General features: G+C 64.6%; 11 protein-coding genes. 2 read left to right on the top strand and 9 right to left on the bottom strand.

The genetic code is table 11. From position 1 onward, the window contains the following. Window positions 1-22 precede the first annotated feature (22 nt). The 3 genes from QQL28_RS23575 to QQL28_RS23565 all read right to left on the bottom strand — a co-directional run bounded on the left by QQL28_RS23575 (window position 23) and on the right by QQL28_RS23565 (window position 3372). Entirely contained in the window at window positions 23-427 is a 405-nt protein-coding gene (locus QQL28_RS23575; protein WP_284269107.1) for a YccF domain-containing protein, read from the bottom strand. A 132-nt stretch (window positions 428-559) separates the two neighbouring features. Then, a complete protein-coding gene (locus QQL28_RS23570; protein WP_284269104.1) occupies window positions 560-2239 on the bottom strand; it encodes a methyl-accepting chemotaxis protein in 1680 nt (559 codons plus the stop codon). Between the two features lie 110 nt (window positions 2240-2349). Beyond that, window positions 2350-3372, bottom strand: coding sequence for an AraC family transcriptional regulator (locus QQL28_RS23565; RefSeq protein ID WP_284269102.1), 1023 nt, complete (start codon window positions 3370-3372; stop codon window positions 2350-2352). A gap of 257 nt (window positions 3373-3629) precedes the next feature. Here QQL28_RS23565 and QQL28_RS23560 point away from each other — a divergent pair, with 257 nt between their 5' ends. Beyond that, entirely contained in the window at window positions 3630-5645 is a 2016-nt protein-coding gene (locus QQL28_RS23560; RefSeq protein WP_284269100.1) for a glycogen debranching protein, read from the top strand. A 161-nt stretch (window positions 5646-5806) separates the two neighbouring features. Here QQL28_RS23560 and QQL28_RS23555 read toward each other — a convergent pair whose 3' ends face one another. The 4 genes from QQL28_RS23555 to QQL28_RS23540 all read right to left on the bottom strand — a co-directional run bounded on the left by QQL28_RS23555 (window position 5807) and on the right by QQL28_RS23540 (window position 11810). After that, window positions 5807-6358: a hypothetical protein gene (locus tag QQL28_RS23555; protein ID WP_284269098.1), complete on the bottom strand. Its 552-nt coding sequence runs from the start codon at window positions 6356-6358 to the stop codon at window positions 5807-5809. A gap of 345 nt (window positions 6359-6703) precedes the next feature. Beyond that, window positions 6704-8434 carry an eCIS core domain-containing M35 family metalloendopeptidase gene (locus tag QQL28_RS23550; RefSeq protein WP_284269096.1) on the bottom strand — a complete coding sequence of 577 codons (1731 nt, stop codon included), beginning with the start codon at window positions 8432-8434 and terminating at the stop codon, window positions 6704-6706. A gap of 29 nt (window positions 8435-8463) precedes the next feature. Further along, window positions 8464-10023, bottom strand: coding sequence for an eCIS core domain-containing protein (locus QQL28_RS23545; protein ID WP_284269094.1), 1560 nt, complete (start codon window positions 10021-10023; stop codon window positions 8464-8466). A gap of 35 nt (window positions 10024-10058) precedes the next feature. After that, on the bottom strand, window positions 10059-11810 hold the full coding sequence (locus QQL28_RS23540) for an eCIS core domain-containing protein (protein WP_284269092.1): 1752 nt from the start codon (window positions 11808-11810) through the stop codon (window positions 10059-10061). Here QQL28_RS23540 and QQL28_RS23535 point away from each other — a divergent pair. Beyond that, the gene (locus tag QQL28_RS23535) at window positions 11809-12189 is read left to right on the top strand and encodes a hypothetical protein (protein WP_284269090.1); all 381 of its coding nucleotides are present in this window, start codon (window positions 11809-11811) and stop codon (window positions 12187-12189) included. The two genes, QQL28_RS23540 and QQL28_RS23535, sit on opposite strands and share 2 nt — an antisense overlap. Before the next feature lie 94 nt (window positions 12190-12283). Here QQL28_RS23535 and QQL28_RS23530 read toward each other — a convergent pair whose 3' ends face one another. Beyond that, on the bottom strand, window positions 12284-13120 hold the full coding sequence (locus QQL28_RS23530; protein WP_284269088.1) for a hypothetical protein: 837 nt from the start codon (window positions 13118-13120) through the stop codon (window positions 12284-12286). A gap of 3 nt (window positions 13121-13123) precedes the next feature. Next, window positions 13124-16801, bottom strand: a complete 3678-nt coding sequence (locus tag QQL28_RS23525; protein ID WP_284269087.1) for a DUF6519 domain-containing protein — start codon at window positions 16799-16801, stop codon at window positions 13124-13126. Between the last annotated feature and the right edge of the window lie 8 nt (window positions 16802-16809).

Below are 16809 nucleotides of genomic sequence, written 5' to 3'. Positions count from 1 at the left end.
TCTGACAGCGCGATGCGTCTCGTCAAGCCGGCACGATCACCTTGCCGATCGGCCACAAGGCGATGCCGGCAAGCTTGAGATGCGCCCAGGCGAAAGGAATGCCGACGATCGTCAGGGCGAGGACGATTGCGGTGAGCACATGCCCGATTGCGAGCCACCAGCCGGCCAGCACGAACCAGATCAGGTTGCCGATCACCCCGAGTGGTCCGGTTCCGATGTCGCTCTGGCCGGTCAGCTCGTCACGACGCACGGCCCGCGACCCGAACGGCAGCAGCGTATAGACGGCGATGTTGAATGCGGCGCGCGCCCAGGGCAGGCCGATGATGGTGATCGCCATGATGACGGCGGCCACCAGCCAGCCGAACGCCATCCATGCGCCGCCGATCAAAATCCAGAGAATGTTCAGTAAGATAGAAACAGGCTGCATGGCACGACACCTTTGGCGCGGCGGGGAGACCCAGCTCCATGTAGGTCGCCGGCACCCAATGCGGTAGGTGTCGCCTGCCGCGCCCTGCTCGCGCGAGCATGCCTCCAGTCGGTGATCCGGACGGCGGCTCGCTTACGCCGCCCTTACGCCGGCGACGAAGGCGGTCACCTCGTGCTGGAGCGTCTGGAGCTTCTGCGTCAGCCGGCCGCTCGATTTCAGCACCTCGCCTGCGGCATGACCGGTCTCGGAGGTTGCCTCCGTCACGCCCGAGATGTTTTGCGAGACCTGGTTGGTGCCGGACGCGGCGTCCTGCACGCTGCGGGCGATCGCTTGCGTCGCAGCACCCTGCTCTTCCACGGCGGCCGCGATCGAGGAGGAGATCTCGTTGACCTCCATGATGGTGGTGCGGATGCTCTGGATGTTGCTGACTACCTGATCGGTCTCGGCCTGTATCGCCGAGATCTGCGCACCGATTTCGTCGGTTGCCTTCGCGGTCTGGCTCGCCAGCGACTTCACCTCGCTTGCGACGACGGCAAAACCCTTGCCGGCTTCGCCGGCGCGTGCCGCCTCGATGGTGGCGTTGAGCGCGAGCAGGTTGGTCTGCGAGGCGATCTGATTGATGAGATCGATGACCTCGCCGATCTTGTGGGCCGCCTGAGCCAGCCCCTGCACGGTGTCGTTGGTGCGCTGGCCGTCGGCCGCTGCCTTGTCGGCGACTTGCGCGGCCTGCGCGACGCGCTGGCTGATCTCGGTGATCGACGACGATAGCTCGCCGGCGGCGGAAGCCACCGTCTGCACGTTGCTCGAAGCCTGCTGGCAGGCACCGGCGACGATGCTGGCGCGCGCGCTCGCCTTGTCGGCGGTTTCCGACATGCCTTGCGCGGCCTGCTGCATCTGTTGTGCCTCGCTGAAGACGTCGCGGACCACGGCCTGGACACTGGCCTCGAACTTGCCGGCGAGGTCGACCATCACCTTGCGCTTCTCGGCATCCGCCTTCTGCTTCAACTCCTGCTGCTCGGCATGCATCTGGTGCACCGCCGCGGCATTGTCCTTGAACACGGCGAGCGCCTTGGCCAGCCCGCCCACTTCACCGCGGCGGCTCGTATAGGGCACGTCGAACGCGCTGTCGCCGGACGCGAGCCGCTCCGTCAGCGCGGTGATGTTCGCAAGCGGCCGGGTGACGCTGCGGCCGATCAGGAAGGAGGCGGCGAGAACCAGCGCAAAGACGGCAAGACACACCCATGCGAACGTCATCGCGGTCTGGCGGAACACGGCATCGACGTCGTCGAGATAGATGCCGGTGCCGATGATCCAGCCCCACGGCGCAAAGCCCTTCACATAGGAGATCTTCGCCACCGGCTGCTCGAAGCCGGGTTTGGGCCACAGATAGCTGTAGAAGCCCGCGCCCTGCCCCTTCACGACGTTGACGAAGCCCATGAACAGCGCATTGCCGGCGGGATCCTTCATGCCGGAGAGATCCTTGCCGTCGAGCTCGGGCTTGATCGGATGCATGACCATCCTGGGGGCCATGTCGTTGATCCAGAAATACTCGACCTTGTCGTAACGCAGGCTCTTGATCTCGGCCTGAGCTGCCGCCTGCGCCTGCTCGCGCGTCAGCTTCCCTTCGCTCTCGAGCTTCTGGTAGTGCGACAGGATGCCATAGCCGACGTCGACCATCTGCTGGGTCTTGGCCTGGCGGTCGGCAACCATCTGCGCGCGCATGGTGTAGAGCGCGATCGGCGCCAGTACAATCATCCCGAGGAGACTGATGGCGACAATCAGGACAAGCTTGAAACTGATGCGGGAAAACATTGGTGCTCGCATAGATTGGCAATATTGAAATGCCAACTTATCCCGAACCGCTTAGCAAAGATTTAAGCATTCGGGCTCCATCGCACCCGGCGTCGCCAGGGCTCGTGGCCTCAGGTCGCCGGCACCCCGTGCAAAAGGCGATTGCGATATTCCCCCGGCGAGGCCTTGAACCAGCGCCGGCAGGCGCGGAAGAAGCTGCTCTGGTCGGCGAAGCCGAGCAGATAGGCTGCCTGCCCGAGCGACAGATGCAGCCGTCCAAGATACTGGTCCGCCAGCTCCCGCCGCGTATCGTCCAGAAGCTGCACGAACGAGGTCGCTTCCTCCTCCAGCCGCCGCTGCAAGGTGCGCTCGCTCATGCAGAGCTCGACGGCGACCTCGTCCCGCCGCGGCTCGCCGTCAGGAAGCCGCCGCACGATTGACTCGCGCACTCGAAAACTCGTCAGCGCATGGTCGAAGTGACGCAGATATTCGCCGGCATAACGCTCGTGCAGCTCGGCAAGTTGCGGATTGAAGGTCGGCAGCGCCAGGTCCATGTCTTTGCGCGCGAGCACGACACTGTTGCGCTCGGCATTGAACGAGACCGGGCAGCGGAACGCGGCATGATAGGGCGAGATATCCGCGGGCGGAGGATAGGTGAGCGCGATGGCGCGCGGATTGACGTCGCTGCGCGCGATCCAGCGGCAGAAGCCGATCACGGTGACGAAGATGAACTCGATGCGCTGACGCGGGATCGGCCGGCTGCCGCCGAACAGCACGAAATCGATGCGACAGCAATCGTTCTCTTCCGTCATGCTCATGGTCAGCGCGTCGCTGAGGATGAGCAAGTACCGGTTCAACCGCTCGAAGGCGCCGCGAAGATCCGCGCAGGACATCATGGTGTAGCCGACCACGTCGAACGCCGCCGGCCGCGCGAGATGGTGCTGCGCAAGCGAGAGGGCCGGATTCTTCGACCGCTCGACCGCGAGTTCCCAGAGATGGCTGATCTTCTCGGTGGCGAGCCGTGCGCTCGGGCCTTCCAGCTCCTGCGGATCGATGCCGGCGGCCGCAAACAGGCTCGCAACGTCCAGCCCCTCGGCGGCAAGCATTTCAGCGATGCTCCGCACCCAGACCGCGGCCGTCGTCCGCTTCGACATCCCCAACGCTCCTCCAGCGCTTGTTGATTGATCGGCTCCGCGATTGCCGATGCGCGCGGGCCGCCTGACCGGCGAATATGACACGAAACGGCTGGCCGTGCCACCAAGGCAACGCCTCGCGCGATCGAACCTGAGGCGAGCAGAGCACTGTTATCCCGCAGTCTCGACATTGTCATCCCGGCGGGTTCTTATCTCCGCAAGACGCCATCTTGATGTGAGCATGGAGCCTGCCGTCGGCGGGTGTATCGGAGATCGTCATGGCGGATCTGGAAGGCACCGAGGGCATGCCCTGGCCGCTCGGCTGTTCCCGCAATGAGGCGGACCAGAGCTGCAACTTCGCGCTCTATTCCAAGCACGCGACTGCGGTCACGCTCCTGCTCTATCGTGACGGCGAGTTCGCGACACCGCTTCGTGTTCTGCCGTTCTCGTTTCCTGCGAACAAGACCGGCCGCGTCTGGCACATGCGGGCCTCACCCGGTGTGATCGCGGACGCCAAATATTATGCCTATCAGGTCGACGGCCCCTTCGATCCCGGCAGCGGGCAGCGTTTCGATCGCGACAAGATCCTGCTCGATCCATACGCGAAAGGCGTGTTCTTTCCGCCCGCCTTCAGCCGCGATGCGGCGATGGCGGCCGGATCGAACGCGGGCAAGGCGCCGCTCGGCCTGCTTGCCGATGGCGCGACGGCCCCGCCCCCGGACCGGCCGCCGGCGCCACGCCATGACCACGAGCTGATCATCTACGAAATGCATGTGCGCGGCTTCACGCGCCGGGCCAATTCGAACGTGCCCGAAGACCAGCGCGGCACTTTTGCCGGCATCGTCGCAAAAATTCCGTATCTGAAGGAGCTCGGCATCACCGCCGTCGAGCTGATGCCCGTGCACCAGTTCGAGCCGGGGACGAACAACTACTGGGGCTATATGACGCTCAACTTCTTCTCGCCGCACGCGCCCTACAGCGTGGCCGGCACGCCGGAGGGTGCGCTTCGTGAACTCCGCCTTCTGGTCGACGAGATGCACAAGGCCGGCATCGAGGTGCTGCTCGACGTCGTCTACAATCACACCGCGGAGATGGGCAATGGCGGGCCGACCTACTCCTTCCGCGGCATCGACAACTCGACCTATTATGCGCTGTCGCCGACCGACTTTTCGAGCTACATGAATTTCAGCGGATGCGGCAACGATTTGCGGACCGCGCATCCGGCGCCGCGGCTGATGGTCGTCGACAGCCTCAGATATTGGACGACGTCGATTGGCGTCGATGGTTTTCGCTTCGACCTCGCCTCGATCTTCGCCCGCAATGAGGACGGCTCGCTCAATTCCGACGATCCGCCGATCGTGGTTGAGATCTCCAGCGACAATGATCTCGCCGGCGTGAGATTGATCGCCGAGCCCTGGGATGCCGGCGGCGGCTATCTGATGGGGCGCGCCTTTCCGGGCCGGTCCTGGTGCCAATGGAACGATCATTTCCGCAGCACCGTCCGCGGTTTCGTCAAGGGCGATGGCGGCCTCGTCGCCGATCTCATGACCCGCCTCTACGGCAGCACGGACCTGCTTCCGGACACGTTGGCCGATGCTGACCGGCGCACGCAGAGCATCAACTTCGTCGATTGCCATGACGGGCTCAATCTGTGCGATCTCGTCAGCTACACCAATGACGACCAGCGCAGCTGGGGCTGCGGCCACGAGGGCACGAGCAACGTGCCTGCCGAAATCGCCGCGCTGAGGAAGCGGCAAGTCAAGAACTTCTGCTGCCTCTTGATGCTCTCGAACGGCACGCCGATGTTCGTGGCGGGCGACGAGTTCATGCACACGCAGAACGGCAATCCGAACGTCTACGACCAGGACAACGAGACGACCTGGCTCGACTGGGACCTCACTCAGACCAATGCCGACGTGTTGCGCTTCTTCCGCATGATGATCGCCTTCCGCAAGGCCCATCCTTTGATCGCAAGGAGTACCGGATGGGGCGCCGATTGCTCGTGGCACGGCACCGACGGCGATCCCGATCTCGGCAGCGGCTCGCGCTCGCTGGCGCTGCACTTGCGCGGCGCATCGACAGGAGGCGCCGACATTTTTGCGATGTTCAATTCCTATTGGGAGATGCTGAGCTTCAAGCTGCCGGCCTCATCGATCTGGAAGCGCGTGGTGGACACGTCGCTGGACAGCCCGAACGATATCGTCGAGGATGCGGCGGCGCAGCCGTATGTTTCCACCTCATACAGCGTCGGACTGCGATCGGTCGCGGTGCTCATTTCGAGCGCGTCGACCTAAAGCGCGATGAGATTAGGATGAATCGTCATCGCGCTTTAGGTCGTTGTTTGCGCATGATCTTTCCGGAAAACCGCTTCACACTTTTCCGGATCATGCTTTAGGAAGGATAGTCCGCGCGCTCACTGCAACTTTCTCGCCTCAGCAGGTCCACATCCGAATGTTTAACCGTACCCTGTATTCGGCGGCAGGTTCAGTCCCGGATAGTCGCCGGGTGGACGTGGATTTTGCGGCTTGTCCAGTTCAACGCGCGTCACATTGACCGACGCGCCGCCGGAATTGATAGTGTCACGTGTCATCGTCCGGTGAATGGTGAAGGTGGGGCCAAAAAATTGGCCGCCGCAATCGTAGCGCTGACGGCAGGAATGCTCGCACGAGGTCAGGTTGTTTTGATGAAGGATGCTCGGTTTCACCGCGAACATGTGGAGATCGTAGAAGGTGTTCTTCCGCGAGGGCAGAGCCATTCCAAGCGTGTTTAGGGGATCGCCGACGGTGAACGTGCTGCCGCCGCCGCCTCCCTGGCCCTGGCTATTGGGGCAGGCAGCTGTCCCTGGCTGGCATGTGTTCGTGCCGGTATCGATGTTCTCGTGAATGGCTGTACCGGCCCAATCGCGTCCGCTGGAATCACCGACCTCCATCACTGCAATGCCGCCGACACCGGTGTGGAAGCCTGCCGCGACGTTTGCTGCGGTGAGCGTAATCGGGAATATGTTCACCACCCTGATCCTAGTCGGACAAGCGGCGGCGGGCGTGGCGGATGGCGTGCCTCCTACGGGTTGAGGTGCAGGAGCGTCGACGGCAATCATGTCGTCGGCCTCGTCGAAGTCGGCGACGGCGGGACTGCCATCGAGCTCCACCCCTCTATGATGTACATCACCATCGGCCGATAGTCCGCTGCAACGCGGGCAACTCCCGCCGCAGGCACAGGCCGCACGCATCAGAAGCGATGGCGGCCGCTGCATAGAGGTCAGGGTCATGGCCGGCGGCTGACGAGCGCGTCGCGATGGCTCCGTCTTTGGCGAATGTGCGTGGGTTCTCATGCCTGCCCTTCCTTCGCATCGCTAAAACAGGAGCGCGGCTCGCCCCACCACGACGAGCTTGGTGCGATCGAAATCGGTTTCAGGCACGAGCGCGCGCGCCTGCGCCCCCAGCTCCAGATGCTGCCAGCGCCATCCCACACCAGCGGTCGCGGTCACGCCCTTCGTGAACTTGCTCGACGGATCTCGCGCCGGATCGATGTCAAAGCCGGCAAATCCACCGGCCGAGACGTCGAAATAGAGACCTTTCAGCGGCTGCTGGATCCGCAATCCGATGTCGGCTGTCGCCGCTTCAAGCGTCGATGGATTGTTTGCATTTGACGGGAGATAAAGCAGATTGACGCCGATGACGGGATTGAACACGACGTACTCGCCGGTGCGCAGCGAGACCTGACCACCGAGAGCGGCGGCCAATCGCTGCGCCCGGGGCGATACATCGCCACCTGCGCCGCCTGAAATCGACCAGCGTGGCGCCTCGGGCGCTGGCGCCTTCCCAGCTGGCGGGTTCACGGTGACCTCGTGAGCTTCCGTTCCCGAGCCATAGAGGCAGTTGGCCAGAATGTCGTAAGCGTAGGCGTTACGCGCGGCGACGTGGTATTCGAGGCCGAGCGCCGCGTCGCAGTTGAACTGCTGCACGACGCCGCCTTGATGAGCGATTCCGAGCGCGCTATGCGCCAGCTCGTGCAGCAGCGTCTGCCCGCGGCTGGTCGGGGTCATGTGCTCCTGGAAAAACGACGGACATATGAAGACGTCCGTCTTGTTGCCCGGAATCACGAACGCCGCGTACTGGTCACATTCGTCCTTGTCGACCGCGACTTTGCTGAGGTCGCAACGCAGGTGACGGTTCGACTGGAACGCACCCTTGATCGTTTCGTATCGCTTGATGAGATCCGGCAGATGCGAGAGATCGCCTGCGGCGAACCCGACGTCGCTTCCGAACGTGTTGCGGATCGGCTGGGCGATATCGCCGGGGACGGCGCCGAGGTCACGCATGAGGGCGACGGCCCTTTCGAGATAACCGATCGTCTGCTCGGTGAGACGGAGCCCCTCGGCCCAGGCCTCCGTCAAGACCTTGTCGTCGTGCCCGCCACAATCCTTGTCGATGGTCTGGCGGCGCAGGATGCGGTCTCTGCCTGAATCCTGCTGCACCACGTGAGCGAGCTCATGCGCCAACAGCGCACGTCCGGCCTGTGTGGCGGGCGAGTAGGCGTGCTGACCCATCACGATCGCGCTGCCATAAGTGAACGCGCGGGCGCCGACGGATTGCGCCGCCACGCTCGCCTTGTCGCCGGTATGAATGCGGACATCGGAAAAGCTCCGGCCGAAGCGCGGCTCGAAGAAGTCGCGATCGGACTCGTGCAGCGGCTCGCCGCTGCCGGGCACATCGAGCCCGGAGGGGATCGCCGCGCCCGCCGGCGGGGTCGATGCCGGGCTTTCCTTGCGCTGAAGCGCGACCGTGGTCGCAAGGCTCCGTTCCGGCTGGGCAAGCTCCGTCTCCGGTGTTCGCATCACGGCGTCGGCGACACGATCGGCCTCCTGCTCGAAGACATCACCCGGCTCGTTGACGGTGAGCTTGGGCTGAAGCTTGTCGAACTTCCCGCCGGCACAGCGCGGACAGGTTCCGCCGCACGCGCAAGCCGAGCCATCAGGCGCGGGATGCCGGTGACGTGGTGACGCGGCGCGGGCATATGCCGCCCAGGACCGGAGGCCCGCACGGTCGATCGCGACGATGTGGCGTGCTGGAACATGGCGCAATCAGGGCTCCTCGACAGACGAACGCGCCATCAGGCATTCGCATAGCAAGTGGCGCAATCCGTCGGACTCAAGACGGTACCGCCCGACGCTCCCATGAGATTCGGTGCAGTCGTGTGGTCTCCGCTGTTGAGGAGAATATGGCCGAATTCGTGCGCAAGGGGATTGATCGTGTTCGTAACCGCGTTGGACAGAACGACGTGATTGACGTAAGGCGCGGCCGGTCCGGTGGCGCAGAATGGCGGCGTGCTGTAACCCGCCGCGGAATTGGGAGTCATGGTGTCGACGAGATAGACCCGCATACGGCTCGACAGACCGTGGCTGCTCATGCCGCCGTCCCACATGGCCTTCTCCTCGGCCGTAACGCTGGCGCATCCAGTGCTCCACGACAGGTCCGTATCGCCACCGAGCCAGCCTTGTGTCGTTGCGAGCGTTTCCCGCGGAGGTGTGGCACCGGTCACGAACCGGATGCAGCAACTGCTGAAGAGCCGATTGGCGGCAGCGAGCTCCGTCGCTGCGGACGTTGTGGCACCAGCCAAGGTGACGAAATCCACCGAGATCGTTCTAACCCCGTTCGGGCATTGCGCGGTGCTCGCGGAGTCGTAGACGTAGTTGGGAGGCGTGTCGCCTGCCTTGCTGCCTTCCGCAGTCGGCGAATGCGCGTTGGGTCCAGCCGCGCTCGGCGTCCAGCGCCGCGGCGTGAAGGTCGCGTCATCATGATGTGGCGTCGAGCAGCTACCCCCCTGTCTGTCCTCGACGCGGTAGAATCCGCCGCCGCACGTCATGCCGTCGCAGTCTTCCAGCGCGCCGGTGCAATCACCCGGCTCGAGCTTCTTCCAGACGCCGTCCCCGACCAGTGCCCATTCGACTCTCATCGCCGGATTGCAGCATTTCCCGCCGAACAGCCCGGAGCTGCCGCGCTGCACGTAGCCGACGCCAGCCGATTGCTGCACCGTATGCGTCAGCTCGTGTGCCATCAACCTGCGCCCGGACGTCGAAGCAAAATCATGCTCGCCGTCGGCGAAAGCGATGTTGCTGCCGATGGTGAAGGCTCTCGCATTGATGGACTTCGCGGCTCTGTCCGCCGCGCCGCCGGTGTGAATTCTGACGTCGCCGAATGATCGGCCAAAGCGCGACTCGTAGTACTGCGCCTCCGGTCCGGACAACGCGGCCCCTCCGTTGGTCATCGACTGGATGTAGGATTGTGTGCCCGGGGAAATCGCGATATCGGCACCGGAGCCGATTTTTCGTTGCACCAATTGCAGTTCTTCCTCGTCCTCGCAATCCGCGCACATGCGTTGAATTCGGCTCGATCCATGGCCGGCCTCCGTCAATGGGGGGGCAACCCCACTGACGATGTGATCGGCGACACGATCGGCCTCCCGCTCGAACGCGTCGCCCGGTTCGTTGACGGTGAGCTTGGGCTGCAGCTTGTCGAACTCCTCACCGGCACAGCGCGGACAGGTTCCACCACACGCGCAAGCCGACCGCATCACGAGCTGCTGCCCGCGCGCGATCGATGCAACGCGCGGCGGCGGTCGCACGCTCGACGAGCGATTTGCCGAACGCGCCAACTTGACGAAACTCTGCATGCGACCTCCCAAACATTCGGATGACTTGCTCCCGATCACTTGCCCGGCGGCTTCAAGGTCGCCGCGTAGCGGAGCGCCTCCCGCTCCAGAATCGCGATGACATCTTCCGGGATTCCCGCTCTTCTCATCGCGAGTGCATTCTGCTTGATGACCTCTTCGGCACTCATCTTCGCAAGCTTGTCGCGATCGAACAGACCGAGGTCTCTTTGCTCGCGTCCAACCGCGACGTGCTCGTCGTGCGACAATGCCACCGCCGGATTCTTGCGGGACGCTGCGGTTTTCAGGCGCTCGCCATAGCCTTTGACCTCCAGCCACAAGTTCTGGAGCATCTCGTGCCCGGCAAACTTGTCACCTGGACGATTCGAATAGGTGCCGTACTCATCAATGCCGTATTGGCCGAGATCGCTTTTTCCTGGCTTGAGCGGCTCATTGCCGCTCGTGATGACATCTGTCCCCGCACGCGGCGGGGTTGTCTTAGTCTTGGGCGCGGACTTTGGCGCGGACTTGGCCGTAGAGGACTTGGCCGTAGAGGGCTTGGCCTTCGTCTTGACGGCGGCGTCGACCTTCTTGTTGGTCTGAGCATCGACCTTCAGGCCCTTCTTGCATGGCCGGGGCGAGCATCGTTCCCAAAGCTGCGATTCCTTGTCACGATGAAACTCGTGGCCGTCCGACGTCGCCATCTCAGCGTCATAGGGTGAACTCGGATCGGCCGGCTGGTGCACCTTGGCGGGATCGCCCGCATCCTTGCGCAATTCATCGACCTCGGCGGCAAGCTGCTTTGCATCGATTTCGTTGGCAGCGACCGCTTCGGCAATTTCCGATGGCTTGGCACCGGCCGGCTCCTTCGGGGCGGTGTCGGGATGGGCCGGTGCCTGCTCGGAGGCCTTTGGAGTTTCGCCGGCGGGCGGCGATGCGCCACCTTTGCCGCCTCTTCCGCCCTTGGCGATGTGCGGAGCCGCATGAAGAAGAATGGGTAGCGCGCAATTTCCGAACGACGGATTGACTGTCAGGCTGCCATCCTCGTCGACCTCCGTGCAAGGCACCGGATTGACCGCATTGGCGAGGCTCTGCATTCCTTTCCGAATGTCCTCGATCTTCTCCCCGAAATCCTTCCTCAAGGCCGGCCAGAGATCGTGGTAGTGCGGCATCGACGTCTTCGAGAACGACGTCGGCATGATGACGCCAAAATCTCCGGTGTAGAACGTATAGTAGTCGAAGTTGGGATCCGCCTTCGCCCAGTCCTGCACGGTTTTTTCGGCCTCGACCTTGCTCTTGTGCAGCTTCCAGATCGGAACGTTGATAAGTGACTCGTCCTGCCGCAGATCAGTCAGGGGAACCACGATCTTGCGTTCTGTACCGTTCTCCGTCCAGTAAAAGGCGGTGGCGCCGTTGAGCCCGAAAAACTGCACGCTCTCGAAAATGTTGTCGATGTAGCGCGGTGCGGTGCTGAAATCGGTGCCTTCGGGCGCGGTATCGGCGCCCGGCTGACGCTGGATGACTGAAGGCGCTGCGCCCGCCTGCTGCAGTGTGTGTGCCAGCTCGTGCGCGAGCAGGCGCCGGCCCGAATCCGCGCCCGGCCGGTACTCGCCGTCGGCAAAGGCGATGGCCTGGCCGACCGTATAAGCGCACGCGCCGACGGCACGGGCGGACTCCGCGGCCGCGTGGTCGCTGTGGATGCGCACGTCGCCGAAGTCGTGGCCGAAGCGCGGCTCCATGAAGCTGCGCGTTGCCGCATCGAGCGGCTGGCCGGGCGAGCGCAGCACGTCATGGACGATCGGTGGTGCCATGGTTGCACCGCCCGAAGATGTAGCTTTCCGCCGCAGCTTCATGTCGTCGTCGGCCCTGCAGCTCGCACAGCCAGAGGCGCCGCCGCCACATGCGCACTTGCGCTGGAGCGTTGGCAATTCGCGCGACGATCCCGATGCCGGCCTTGCAGACGGATCGGCAAACGCCTGCGCGTCCGGATCGGGCATGCGCATCACCTGCTCGGCGACGCTGTCCGCTTCGCGTTCGAAGGCATCGCCCGGCTCGTTCACGGCGAGCCTCGACCTCCGCATTGGCGCCGACGCGTCACCACAATGCGGGCAGCTTCCGCCGCAGGCGCAGACTGCGCGCATCAAGAGCGGTTGCGCCTGCACGGCGGCCCGCGCCATGGCCGGCGGCTGACGCGCAGCAGACGCGCGATTGACCGAACGATGTGCCTGGGCCAAGCCGTGCATGTAGTCTCCTTCTGCCGCCGCGCGGCGGCACGAGCGACGTCTCAGCGCTTCCGGGGGCTCCTCGGTTTCCTTGCAGGCTTGTCCTTGGCTTTCGCCTTGTCGGCCGCAGTTTTGCCGGACGCCACCTCATCCGCAGCCGCGTTGGTCGGACCAGCCTGATCCTCCGACTTGGCCGCAGCCGTGGTCGCGTCGCTCGCGTCCGCTGCGCTCTCCTCGGCCGTCGTCGCCCGAGCCGCCTGCACCTTCACCGTGGTCTTGTCCGGGGCGATCGGCAGCCGCAATCGCAGCCGCTCGAGCTCGGCTGCGCTCAGCGACACGTCCATCATGAGCGTTGCGCCCGGCGTGACGGCGACGGGCTCGACTACGGCGGGGACGAGGCGGATATCAGCGGCGCGCACCAGCACCGACAGCTTCGACTGTGCCGCCTTCACCATGTCCGGCGTCAGCTCGAAGGCGAAATAACCGGAATCGTCGGTCGTGACCGGCTCGATGCCCGCCACCGGCTGCCCCTTCTCGTCGATCAGCTGCACGATGACCTGGCCCGCGGTCCGCTGCGTCATGTCGGTGACGCGCCCCTGAATCAGGGCGCCGGTCGTGGGCGGCGGCGGCGTTCGCACCAGCGCGATCTCCTGCTCGACCGTGAGCGCGTCGACCCGCGCCGCGGCAGCGGCGCTGCGATCGCGCAACAGCTGCACGCGCGCGTCATTGGCACCATATTTCTGCGCCAGCCGGTCGGCCTCGGCGCCGGCCAGGAGGCCGATGCCAACATGGACATCGATGGTCGAACCGAGGAGATCGCTGCGCTGCTGCTGGAGCATCTCCAGCATGTTCGTCGAGGCAGACTCGAAATCATCGTTTCCGAGGTTGAGGATTGGCATGGCTTACCCCTGGTTTCTGACGAGTCTGCCGGCGATCGCCTGGAACGACTCGCAGAGATTGCTCGGATTGAGCACCTGGTTGCCGATCTGGACCGTCGCCATCGACGGATTCTGGTCCACCGCGACGATGCAATGGTCACCCTGGTTGAAGCTGGTGTTGTTCATCCGCGATCCCAGCGAAAGCAGCGACAGCAGCGTCTTCGAGCCGGCTTCGACCAGGCGATTGCCGGTCGCTCGCAACGTCAGCGCGTACAGCAAGGCGTTGCTGAGCACGCCGTCCGGACGATCATTATGCGACTGGTTGTCCTGATAGGCCAGATCGTCGAGTGTCATGATGATGTGACTGGTGGCGCTGACATTCGCCGCCCCCGTACGCGACTGGTTGTCGTTGAACATCGTGTGCCCGCGCGGCAGCAGGAGCACCGCCTCGGCGTTGCGCGTGAACTGCACCTCGGACAGCTTCGCATCCCCGACCGAGTTGCGCGAGGCGGTGCCGAACCGCGTGCTGGCCGGTGCGAACTGGGTTCCACCGAGATTGATGATCAGCACCGTGCCGGCCGCGAGCTCGAGCGCGTTGGTGCCCGACAGCTCGCTGTTCAAGCTGTTGTCGGTGCAGGTCACGGGCCCGAACGCGGCGGCGTAAAGCGCAAGGCCCGCCGGCTGATCCACGAGGTTCTCGTGGATGCGCGCCGCCGGCCGCGGATTGATCAGCGCCGTCGATGAGTTGTTGCCGGTGCCGCCCGCATTGATGGCGCCGAGGATGTTGAAGCTCGCCACCGCCATCAGCACGATGCCGCCGCGGATGCCGGGCTGCCGCGCCGGCACGTCGCCCGCGGGCAGCGGCCCGTTGCCGATGATGTGGTTGGCGGTGACGTCGACGCCCTCGCCGTAGACGATCGCGACGCCGCAGACGGGATTGGCCGCGCTGGTGCCGTTCGCCTCGATGCGGTTCTCGACGATGACAACGTTCTCGCAGAGCCCGAGCGAGATGCCGCCGAGCCCGTGCAACTTCGTCTCCGCCTGCATGGCGTCGTCGAACGGGTTGAGCAGGCAGCCGAGGATGAGGTTGAGCCGGATCTCCAGGCCGACGACGGGGGCGCCGAGCGTCGCGCGCGCCGCGGTCAGCGCCGAGAGCCGGGCGAGCTTGGTCGTCACCGCCGATGCGAGAGGCGGCATGCCGACGCCCGACAGGCCCATGGCCGAGATCCGGTTGCCTACGATTGATATCTCGTAGAGGAAGGCCAATGCGTTCGGCTGCGGCGCCTGCTCGGCCTTCTTCATCCTGATGATCAGTTCGGAGACTGCCTCCTGCCGCTGGACCAGTTCGACCTGGTCGATCACCAGCCCGCTGACGGTGGCGGCCACCGTGTATTTGCCCGTCGGCAGACTGATCAGGAAGCGGCCGCCTGCATCCGATGTCGCACTGAAGACCTTGCCGTCCTGCTGACGCGTCAGCGTGACCTTGGCGGAGGCAACGCCCTGCTTGTTGGGATCGATGACCGCGCCGATGACGCGGCCCTCCCTCATCGTGACGACCGGCGCGGGCGGCGGATCGGGCGGGGCCTCGAAACCGTCGCCGAGCGTGATGCCGTTGCCGGCGCCGCCGATGATCACGTTCTCGGCCACCCGCACGCGCTCGGAACCTCCGCCGAGCTGGATGCCACCCAGCGCCCGATACGGCTGCACCAGTATTGGCAGGATCAGCAACGGAATCTGCCAGACCTTGTCGACATATTTCTGGAAGATCAGCGGATTGACGTAGACGATCTCGAGCCTGGCGCAGGGATCGTTGGGGTCGACCGGATCCGGCTGATCGGGCGGCTCGAACGGCGACATCTGCGGCGCCGGCAGCAGGCGGACGTCGTTGCGCTCGATCAGGCTGTCGTCGGCCGCAAGATAGATCGCAACGCCGCTGCCGCGCTTGTCGAGCATCCGGATCAGATTGTGATGGATCCACACCTCAGTGCCGTCGACGACGCGGATGGCACTCTGGCAAGCGAGGATACGGTTGCCCGCGATCTCCAGGCCATCGACCGCGCCGGGCTTGCTGCTCTCGCTGAGGATCGCCGTGCCGCCCAGCGTCACCATGTCCATATCCTCGAACGCCACGTCGGTGGAATCGATGACGTGGAAGATCGGATCGGTTGATGTGTCCTTGCGCGGGATCACCCGGGTCCGGGTCCGGCAACCGTGGATGCGCACATGCGCGCGATTCTGGATCACGGCATTGGTCTGATGCAGTCCCGGCAGCAGGCAGATCTCGCCGCCGGCGGCCGGCAGCGCCTTCAACGCGTCCTCGATCGAATCGAAATCGCCATGGCTGCGAACGCCGTCGCCGACGAAGAGGCTGCAACAGCAGCCGCGATTGTCGGGAAACGGCTGGAACACGTGGCGGCAGTCGCTGATATCGTCGGGCCCCGCGGCCGGGCCCGCGTTCCAGGTGATGATCGCCAGAGCCACGCGATGGTGGTGCACGCCCTGCGGCGGCGCATCGGTCGGCCACAGCCGCGGATCGAACGGCGTGCCGGAGACGCGGACCGGAAAGGTCCAGTAATCGCCCGGCGTGTAGTTGCTGTTGTCGGCGGCCGGCGCCTCGAATGCGAGATGGATGCCGTTCTCGAGCGGGTTGGGCGTCGCCTGGACCGGGAAATCGGTGATCGGCCTGATGCCGTTCCACAGCCGGAAGAAGACGGCGCTATCGGTGGGATCGGGCGGCGGCATCGTGCCTTGCAGGTTGGTCAGCGCCAGCGTCCCGCTCTGCGGCAGCGTCGCATCGGCAGTCGCCACGACCGACCAGGTGCCGAACTCGTCGTCGCGCACCAGCGCCTCGAAATAGAAACCGGGTAAGCCGCAATGATTGATCATCTGGTCGTTGGCGGTGATCGCGATGCTGCCGGTGCCGGGGCTGCCGCCCGCGGTGAAGACGCCGCGGCCATGCAGGCCGCCGTTGAACTGCGAGTACTTGAACTGCGCCACGCCGCCAATCGGCTCGGTGATCTCGATGCGGTAGAGATAATGCTCTAGGCCGGTGTAGCCGCCGGCGGCCGCGACCGGGCAGTCTCCGGTGATGATGATCGCCGGATCCGGCGAGACCGTCAGCTTGCCCTTGGTGGAGAAATCATCGGCGGCGTTCGCCACAGCGCTGCAATCATCGTTGGGGCCAAGGCGCATCAACTTCACATCCGCCGAGACGCGCGCGCGCTCGGTCGTGTCGGGGCCGCCGAGCGCCGGCTCGATCAGATGCAGCGGCTCCTGGAAGGCGCTGATGCTGTCCTTCCATACCTCCAGCACCACGAGATCGCGCACGCCGACCGCGATGCTGCCGACCGTCGCCTGCGGCGTCTGGAGCGGCGGGGCCAGATAGCTCACCGTCGTATCGAGCGGGCCGGTGCCCGCGAGATTCAGCAGCAACCCATCGGCCCAGAGCCGGCCGGGATTGAGCGTCACCGTGACCTGTCCGCCGACGACCTTCGCCGCCACCACCTTCAGGCTATCGGACACTGATGCCGGAACCATCGCGCCGGAGCCGAACGCATCGCGCGCGGCACTCTCGCGCCAATAGGCATCGATGAACAAGGCGTCATTGTCGTCGACGTCGGTGCGCACGCGACCTTGCTGATGCAGCACGCCGGCATAGTTTGCGGCGGGGTCGAAATGCCATCGCGAAAAATCGCCTTTCATGGTCGCTT

Source organism: Bradyrhizobium iriomotense (assembly GCF_030160715.1).
Taxonomy (GTDB): domain Bacteria; phylum Pseudomonadota; class Alphaproteobacteria; order Rhizobiales; family Xanthobacteraceae; genus Bradyrhizobium; species Bradyrhizobium iriomotense.
This window is presented reverse-complemented; position numbering and strand designations above follow the sequence as displayed.